Source organism: Aetokthonos hydrillicola CCALA 1050 (assembly GCF_017591665.1).
GTDB lineage: Bacteria > Cyanobacteriota > Cyanobacteriia > Cyanobacteriales > Nostocaceae > Aetokthonos > Aetokthonos hydrillicola.
On record NZ_JAAKGC010000084.1, the window covers coordinates 23,440 to 30,806 of the forward strand.

The window sequence follows — 7,367 nt, forward strand, 5'->3', positions numbered from 1 at the left end:
ATTCATGAAAGATATTGCTTTCGAGAACTTCAGTAAAACTGACTTGAATCAGAATCAGTCTAATGCCCCTACATCAGACTTCTGGCTCACAATGCGAACGAACGTTAGGCTGAAGCAGCAAACTCCTCCGATTCAATCTTTTCCCCGGAATGGCAAGTTGCAACTCACCTTGAATCAAGAACGTCTGTGGTCGTTGGAAAAGTTGCAGCCTGGTAGTTCTGTTCACAACCTCCTACATACTTTTCACATAAGAGGCTTACTAAATGTAGGAGCACTTGAACAAAGCTTGAGTGCTATTGTACAACGCCATGAAATCTTGCGTACTACTTTTCCCACTGTGGATGGACAGCCAGTACAGCATATTACAGATGATATTGACTTTCACCTATCAGTGATAGACCTACAGCACCTTCCCCCAGAAGAGCTAAAACTTACAGTTGAAAAACTTACTTTTAAACACTCAGAGCAACCTTTTGATTTAAGTGAACTACCATTATGGCGGTTCCATCTCCTACGGTTAAGTAGAGATGAATACATACTTAACCGTACTATTCACGTATCGGCTCAATAATCCGGGGTAGCAGAAAAAAATAAAAAGGTGAGCAAGATGCACAAAACGTCATAGAATATTGCACATGACGCAAAAATCACCCCCTGACACCTCAGTATCCGATCTGCTGCAAACCATCAACCCCTCAGGGATTGCAGACGAGTCGGTGCGTCAAACCGTGGAGATATTATTGAACCTCATAGAGAGATTAAACTCACAGGTCAAAGAACTACGAGAAGAAAATCAAAGGTTGCGGGATGAAAACAACCGCCTTCAGGGAGAACAAGGGAAGCCAGACATAAAAGCTAAAAAATTCAAAGGCGAACTCGGCAACCACTCGTCAGAGAAAGAACGACAAACTCCAAAAAAGCACATCAAAAGCAGCAAAAATCAAAGTATCAAAATAGACAGAGAAGAAATACTAGAGTATCCCCTAAAATTACTGCCAGCAGACGCGCAGTTTAAAGGGTATGAAGAAGTCATCGTTCAAGACATCAAACTTACAACCGATAACGTACTATTCCGTAAACAAAAATACTACTCTCCATCCGAGGGAAAAACCTACTTAGCAGAACTACCATTGGGTTATGAGGGAGAATTTGGTCCGGGAGTAAAAGCCCTCGTCATCAGTTTGTATTACGGCGGCAATATGACCCAAGGTAAACTGCTGGAATTTTTAGAGGATATTGGCATCTTCATGTCAGCAGGTTATTTGTCGAACCTGTTGATCAAAAACCACGCAGATTTTGAAACAGAGAAAAGTGAAATCTATTTGGAGGGACCAACTTTGGGATTACTACCGAGAACTACTAGCTTACACAGATTCTCCAAGCGCAGAACTTGCACGATGCCTAAAGTCTAAATTCTGGAAACTTTTTGGCTCAAAAAGTGGTTACGAACAGTTGGATGAACGAAAACGATTAACTGCTGCCAAAGCATCGGAGTTGCTTCTAGTTTTAGAGCATCCGGAATTACCTTTGCATAACAATCCTGCTGAGTTAGCTGCTAGAACTATGGTGCAGCGACGTAATATTAGCTACGCCACTCAGACTACTGAGGGTACTAAGGCTTGGGATACTTTTATGTCTCTTGTTGCTACTACTCGTAAATTGGGAATTAGCTTTTTTGAGTATGTGCGCGATCTGCGCTTCGCAGCAGCGCTTCGCTATCGCATTTCTGAGGAAAGGAAAATCCCCTCTCTTGCTACTATTATTCGTGAGAAATCTTCTGGTAATCCCTTTGGTTGGTCGTGGCAACCAGAATAATTACTTACCCCGAAGTATTGAGGGGATACCACACAACTAAGTATGATAAGTGCGCCTACATTCTTAACAATTGCGAAGCCCGCATTTTAATCACCAGTGGCAAGCAGGTAAAATTAGCACAACAGTTAAGCCAAACGGTGCGATCACTCAAGAATGTTGTACTTACCTCACCGGTTCATGAACTTGATGCTGGTAATTTTCTCTCCTATGACGCTATTCAATGTGATTACTCAGAGCAGCGCCCAGTCAAGGTTAACATTGACCTAGATCTAGCCTGCCTCATTTACACCTCTGGTAGCACTGGGGAACCAAAAGGTGTTATGTCGGATCACAGTAATGTAGTCTTTGCAGCTAATTCCATTACTACCCACATTGCGCACTTCAAAATGTAGTATAAAATATATACGTAATAAATGTCTAAAAAGAGTAAATAAAAATACAAAAAAACTTAAGTAAATCGGGTTAAAAAATAAACAGGGCTGTAAGAGTATGAAACGGGTGGCATAGCTCACATCTTGCGCCTAGAAATAGGGACGTAGTTTCATTACTCAGTATTAAACTAGAACCCTTGATTGAGCGATAAAAACTAATAAAAATTAGGTAGCTTTATCGCGCATATTTTTACATTATCTGGGTTTATACGGAGAGATGCAAGATCTGAGCCTCTAACTAGCGGCGATCGCCACTAGCAACATATGAAAGATGCACATTTTCTTCACTTTCTGAAAGCCTTGCTGTGTAAGCGTTACAAAATGTGCATCTTAAGAGATAGCTTATAAATGCTTGGTTTTGCATTGTGTTGTCGTGTAACTCGTAGTTGGCTCCCACTCGTGAGACAATCAAAAAAACTCAAAAATATTTTAGGATTCAGAGGGAACTCTTAACAGGGAACTCTTAACAGTGTACCCACGGATGCGCGCCGTGGGATTGAAACAAGGACGCCGTATTTAAGAGCGCTGCGCGTCTCGAAATACATCTTTATTTGCAAGTGGGCTTTAAACCCACAAAGTCACGTTTTTTTCTTTCCCTGTTCCCTGTTAAGAGTTCCCCGTTCCCTTTTTTTTGTAAAAAATTGTCTCCAACGTCAAAAACAAAAATTAAAAATATCGACCACCTAGGGATAGTCGCTGGGCTAATTGATGAAATTGGAATAGTTGAAATAATAAACTCAAGATTAGGAATAGACCCTCGAGAGAAAATATCAGCAGGGATAATAGTCAAAGCTATTTTAATCAATGGATTAGGGTTTGTATCAAGACCTTTATATTTATTTAGTCAGTTTTTTGAAGATAAAGGAATCGAAATATTATTGGGAGAAGAAGTAGAAATCGAGCATATAAATATAGAGATAACTCCAGAAGAAAGAAAAAAAAGAGCAGACCTAAATTTAGAAGGATATAAGTGGAAAGAAGAAATAGTAACTTATGGTGGAATTAAACAAATTTGGCTAATAGTAGAAAGTCAAAAAAGAAGAGACAGTGATTTAGAAAAACTAGAGAAAAAACTAAACAAAGAAAAAGATAAATTTGACAAACTTCTTAAGGAATTAAAAAAAGAAGATTTTGAAACTCCAGAACAGGCTCGATATAAACTGAGAGGAATTAATAAAAGTCTGAAAATGTTTGCAATCAAAGAGATTCAAATTATTGAGGTTACCTCAAAAGATAATAAGACTATTTATAAAATGGAAGCAGTGGGGTATGAAAAAATAAAAGAGATAGAAATACTAAGAAAAGAAGCTGGTAGATTTATCTTGGCGACTAATTTAGTTGACGAGAATAAGTTAGAACCGGAAGAAATTATTACAAATTATAAAAATCAACAGTCCTGCGAAAGAGGATTTAGGTTTCTCAAAGATCCTTTATTCTTTGCTGATAGTTTCTTTGTGGAGAATCCTGAAAGAATAGAGACGATGTTATTTTTAATGTCTCTGTGCTTGTTAGTTTATAATCTTGGTCAAAGGGAACTGAGGAATAGCTTAAAAAGAGCCAAAATTGGAATAAAAAATCAACTGGGAAAGTTAACGCTCACTCCTACATTAAGATGGGTTTTTCAATGTTTCCAAGGAATTCATATTTTAATTTTAAATGGCGTCCATCAAATTGTTAATTTAACGGAAGAACGGAATTTTATTTTAAATAATCTACCTTCATCTTGCCAAAAATATTATTTACTTTCTTAATCTAAACAACGTCTGGATATTGGATAACATTTTATTAACGTCCGAAGAAATAGTTATTTTTCTTCAAATTTCTAGTGCCTATACAACCTATTTTATCAGTTAAATATTTTGTATTTAATTATTTAGTTTAAAAAGAAAATTATTTCGTCATTCCTTTCTTAATTATCCTGACTTTCTTGGTTTTATCTATTTTGTAATTGTTTCGTGTTTCAAATTGAAGTGCGCAATGTGGGTTTTGATGATCTGACTCGCTTTAATGACGGAAAAACTTATAGACTGTTGTTATCAGTCATCAAGAAAACACTCATATTAATAAAGTATAACTGGTAAGTTAATAGTGGGGAGAGAAACAATTAGAGAGTGAAAAAAAGAAATATTCATCTGTTCAATGATTAATCAACCAGGGGGATGGATTATTAATCATATTTACCAAACCAGATAAAACTTGATAATAACGAGCGTAAAGTTCTTGTCCGACAGATGCTTCCATATAACCACATTCAACAGCAAAGTCGACCCAGGTTTGTGTTTCCGCAGCTTCTGCTTGTCTACGACACGCTACGCGAACACAATCATTGAGCTTTGCAATAAAAGCAGCTTCATAACGACGTTTTCTCCAGGCTTCTGCAAGGTTAGCACAGACTGAGCGTGAGGAACGACGGATTTGGTCAGTTAAAGAATATTTCTCCTCAGTTGGAAATTTTTTCGACGACTCAAAAATTAGCATCGCTGCTGAAAAGGAAATTTTATAAATTCCCAAGTCTTTATGGCTTTTTATCGCTTCTCTAGACATTTGTCATACTTCTCAACAACAAGATAGCTTTTCTTCATTATAGTCTTGATTGAGATTTTGTTAATAATGTGATGTATGGATAAGCACAGTTGCTTTGCGGGGTGTAAATCACAAAGAGTACCAGGAAGCAATCTCGCTTATTCAAGATTTGGAGAGATTAAATATTTATTAAAAATGAATTGAGTTAAGAAAGTAGTTAAAATGAATTAGTCGGTTAATCCAGTCAACAAAAAAGTATTAAGAGTTATGAAGCTGAAGCCCCGAATTACAATATCTGAACATTTCAGCAACATTGATGACCCAAGAATAGAGCGAAGGAAACTACATAAATTAATTGATATCCTCACAATTTCTCTTTGCGCTATCATTTGTGGGGCGGATACATGGGAAGATATCGAGTTGTTTGGAGAGTCAAAGCATGAATGGTTGAAAAATTTTTTAGAATTACCAAATGGAATACCATCTCATGACACTTTCGCAAGAGTATTTGCTCGACTAGATCCTGAACAATTTCAAAAAAGTTTTATAAATTGGATTCAGTCTGTTAGCAAATTAACAAATCAGGAAATAGTTGCAATCGATGGGAAAACTCTTCGTGGTTCTTATGATACGTCAAATAATAAAGCTGCTATAAACATGGTGAGTGCTTGGGCGACAGCCAATTCTTTAGTTTTAGGACAAGTTAAAGTTGATGATCAGTCAAATGAAATTACTGCCATTCCCAAACTGTTAAAAGTTTTATGTCTTCAAGGCTGTATTGTTACTATAGATGCTATTGGATGTCAGAAAGAAATTGTTAAACAGATTGTTGAACAAGGTGGTGATTATGTTATTACTCTAAAAAAGAATCAACCCTCATTATATGGACAAGTTGAAAGTCTATTTGAATCTGTAATTAAGCAAGATTTTCAAGGGATTGAATATAGCGATTTTAGAAAAGATGAATCAGGGCATGGTCGTCATGAGATTCGACAATGTGTGATGTTAAGTAATATTCAAGAATTAATAGATCCAGATGGTGAATGGTTAAAACTTACAAGTGTTGTCATGATAAATTCGTGGCGAACAGAAAATGGAACAACCACATTTGAAACTCGTTATTCTATTACTAGTTTACCTAATAATGCTGAATTCTTAGCCCAATGCGTCCGTACACATTGGAATATAGAAAACAAGCTACATTGGATCCTTGATGTACAATTTGATGAAGACGATTCCCGTGTCAGAAAAGGTAATGCTCCTCAAAACTTAGCAATTATTAGGCACATTGCTCTTAACCTTTTAAATAAAGAGAAAACAGTTAAAGCTGGTGTTAAACGTAAAAGAAATAAGGCTGGATGGGATAACGAATATTTAGAACAAATTTTATCAGGAGTATTTTCATTGTAATTTTGTTTATCATACTTCTTCAATCGAGTTAATACAAGTAGTATTAAGCTCTCATTAAGATTGCATCCATGTATTACATGGAAAAAGAAATCGAGGCTTATCGTGTGTTACATGGATAGGCTGAATTCATCTATAAATTCACTTTTACCGTGTATTACACGGTATTGCAGGACGATTTAACCTGCTGTCATAAACCTAACTTTAGGCAATTAAATATTTTGACTACCTTAGTTTATTATTTTTCCTTGATTTAATAATCATTCGTTTACGACGAATAATTCCCATGTAATACACGGTCAATCTCACCCAGCTTTTTCCATGTAACACACAAAGATAGTTATCTGACTTCCTCCATGTATTACATGATACTGCTATCATCAAATCCAGATTCTCTCCCGATTTAAGCTACCTGTCAAAATCAGCCTGGTTCCACATCCACGTCTAGTTCTTTTTGTCAAGACTATTTTTTACACATTTTAATGCGTTTGCCCTAGATGCGTAGTGGACAAATGTGTGATCTTTGGAAAAGCGCCTTTGCCCAACAAAAGAATCGTGTGGTATGTGCGATAAGTACTCAAACAGCATGGCAAGGTTTAGAAAATTCAGTTTTAGATTGCTCATACTGGGTAGCTGAAGGTAATAAACCTTGTTATCAACATGGTATTGATGCTTATGCTATATCAGGGTACTTTAGTGGAAACTTGGGAGCACCTGAAAACTCCCCAACAGTAGAATCTTGGTTAAACGATCAAGATGGTGGTTTTGGTAAGGCCTTGCAACAATTAAGACAAGGGGGTTTACTGAAGCATTCTAACGATAGTTTGCTAGATGTTTATAATAGCTTTACTTATCACATTAAAGTCGCACAGAAAAAAGGTTTAGCGTTAGTTGCTTATGAAGGAGGGCAACATATCGTAGGCTATGGAGGAGTAGAGAATAACAAAAAATTGGAACAGTTTTTTATCCAATTAAATCGACATAAAGCAATGTATGAACTTTACACGGAATTACTTAATTACTGGAAAAAAACTGGTGGTACGGTGTTTATGCATTTTGTGGACGTAGCACTGCCTAGTAAATGGGGTAGTTGGGGTGCTTTAGAGGCGCTTAGCCAAAACACATCGCCTAAGTATCAAGCATTAATAGACTTTAATAAAAATGCTACTTCAGAACCTTTTGGGCGAAGTC

General features: G+C 36.6%; 7 protein-coding genes and 1 pseudogene. 7 read left to right on the top strand and 1 reads right to left on the bottom strand.

Annotated elements, in window-relative coordinates:
• The first annotated feature begins 4 nt into the window (after positions 1–4).
• From G4P69_RS28565 to G4P69_RS28585, 5 genes are all read left to right on the top strand, one after another.
• A complete protein-coding gene (locus G4P69_RS28565; protein WP_208341646.1) occupies positions 5–571 on the top strand; it encodes a condensation domain-containing protein in 567 nt (188 codons plus the stop codon).
• 64 nt (positions 572–635) lie between these two features.
• Positions 636–1,412 (top strand): hypothetical protein, encoded by a 777-nt coding sequence (locus tag G4P69_RS39565; protein WP_243902383.1) that lies wholly within the window; start codon positions 636–638, stop codon positions 1,410–1,412.
• A 40-nt stretch (positions 1,413–1,452) separates the two neighbouring features.
• Positions 1,453–1,815, top strand: a complete 363-nt coding sequence (locus tag G4P69_RS39570) for a hypothetical protein (RefSeq protein WP_243902382.1) — start codon at positions 1,453–1,455, stop codon at positions 1,813–1,815.
• Complete coding sequence (locus tag G4P69_RS28580) at positions 1,800–2,207, top strand: AMP-binding protein (protein WP_208341645.1); 408 nt, start codon at positions 1,800–1,802, stop codon at positions 2,205–2,207. The genes G4P69_RS39570 and G4P69_RS28580 overlap by 16 nt, the downstream gene beginning before the upstream one ends.
• A gap of 680 nt (positions 2,208–2,887) precedes the next feature.
• A complete protein-coding gene (locus G4P69_RS28585; RefSeq protein ID WP_208341644.1) occupies positions 2,888–3,997 on the top strand; it encodes an IS1634 family transposase in 1,110 nt (369 codons plus the stop codon).
• Between the two features lie 385 nt (positions 3,998–4,382).
• Here the strand turns inward: G4P69_RS28585 and G4P69_RS28590 are convergent, their stop codons facing one another.
• On the bottom strand, positions 4,383–4,790 hold the full coding sequence (locus G4P69_RS28590) for a four helix bundle protein (RefSeq protein WP_208341643.1): 408 nt from the start codon (positions 4,788–4,790) through the stop codon (positions 4,383–4,385).
• 246 nt (positions 4,791–5,036) lie between these two features.
• Here G4P69_RS28590 and G4P69_RS28595 point away from each other — a divergent pair, with 246 nt between their 5' ends.
• Entirely contained in the window at positions 5,037–6,179 is a 1,143-nt protein-coding gene (locus G4P69_RS28595) for an ISAs1 family transposase (protein WP_208341642.1), read from the top strand.
• Between the two features lie 509 nt (positions 6,180–6,688).
• A pseudogene (locus tag G4P69_RS28600) lies at positions 6,689–7,367 on the top strand (cellulose-binding protein); the annotation flags it as partial.

Bases quoted from the DNA above. Each gene is read 5' to 3' on its own strand.
- G4P69_RS28565 (WP_208341646.1), top strand. From the start codon at position 5: ATGAAAGATATTGCTTTCGAGAACTTCAGTAAAACTGACTTGAATCAG.
- G4P69_RS39565 (WP_243902383.1), top strand. From the start codon at position 636: ATGACGCAAAAATCACCCCCTGACACCTCAGTATCCGATCTGCTGCAA.
- G4P69_RS28590 (WP_208341643.1), bottom strand. From the start codon at position 4,790: ATGTCTAGAGAAGCGATAAAAAGCCATAAAGACTTGGGAATTTATAAA.
- G4P69_RS28595 (WP_208341642.1), top strand. From the start codon at position 5,037: ATGAAGCTGAAGCCCCGAATTACAATATCTGAACATTTCAGCAACATT.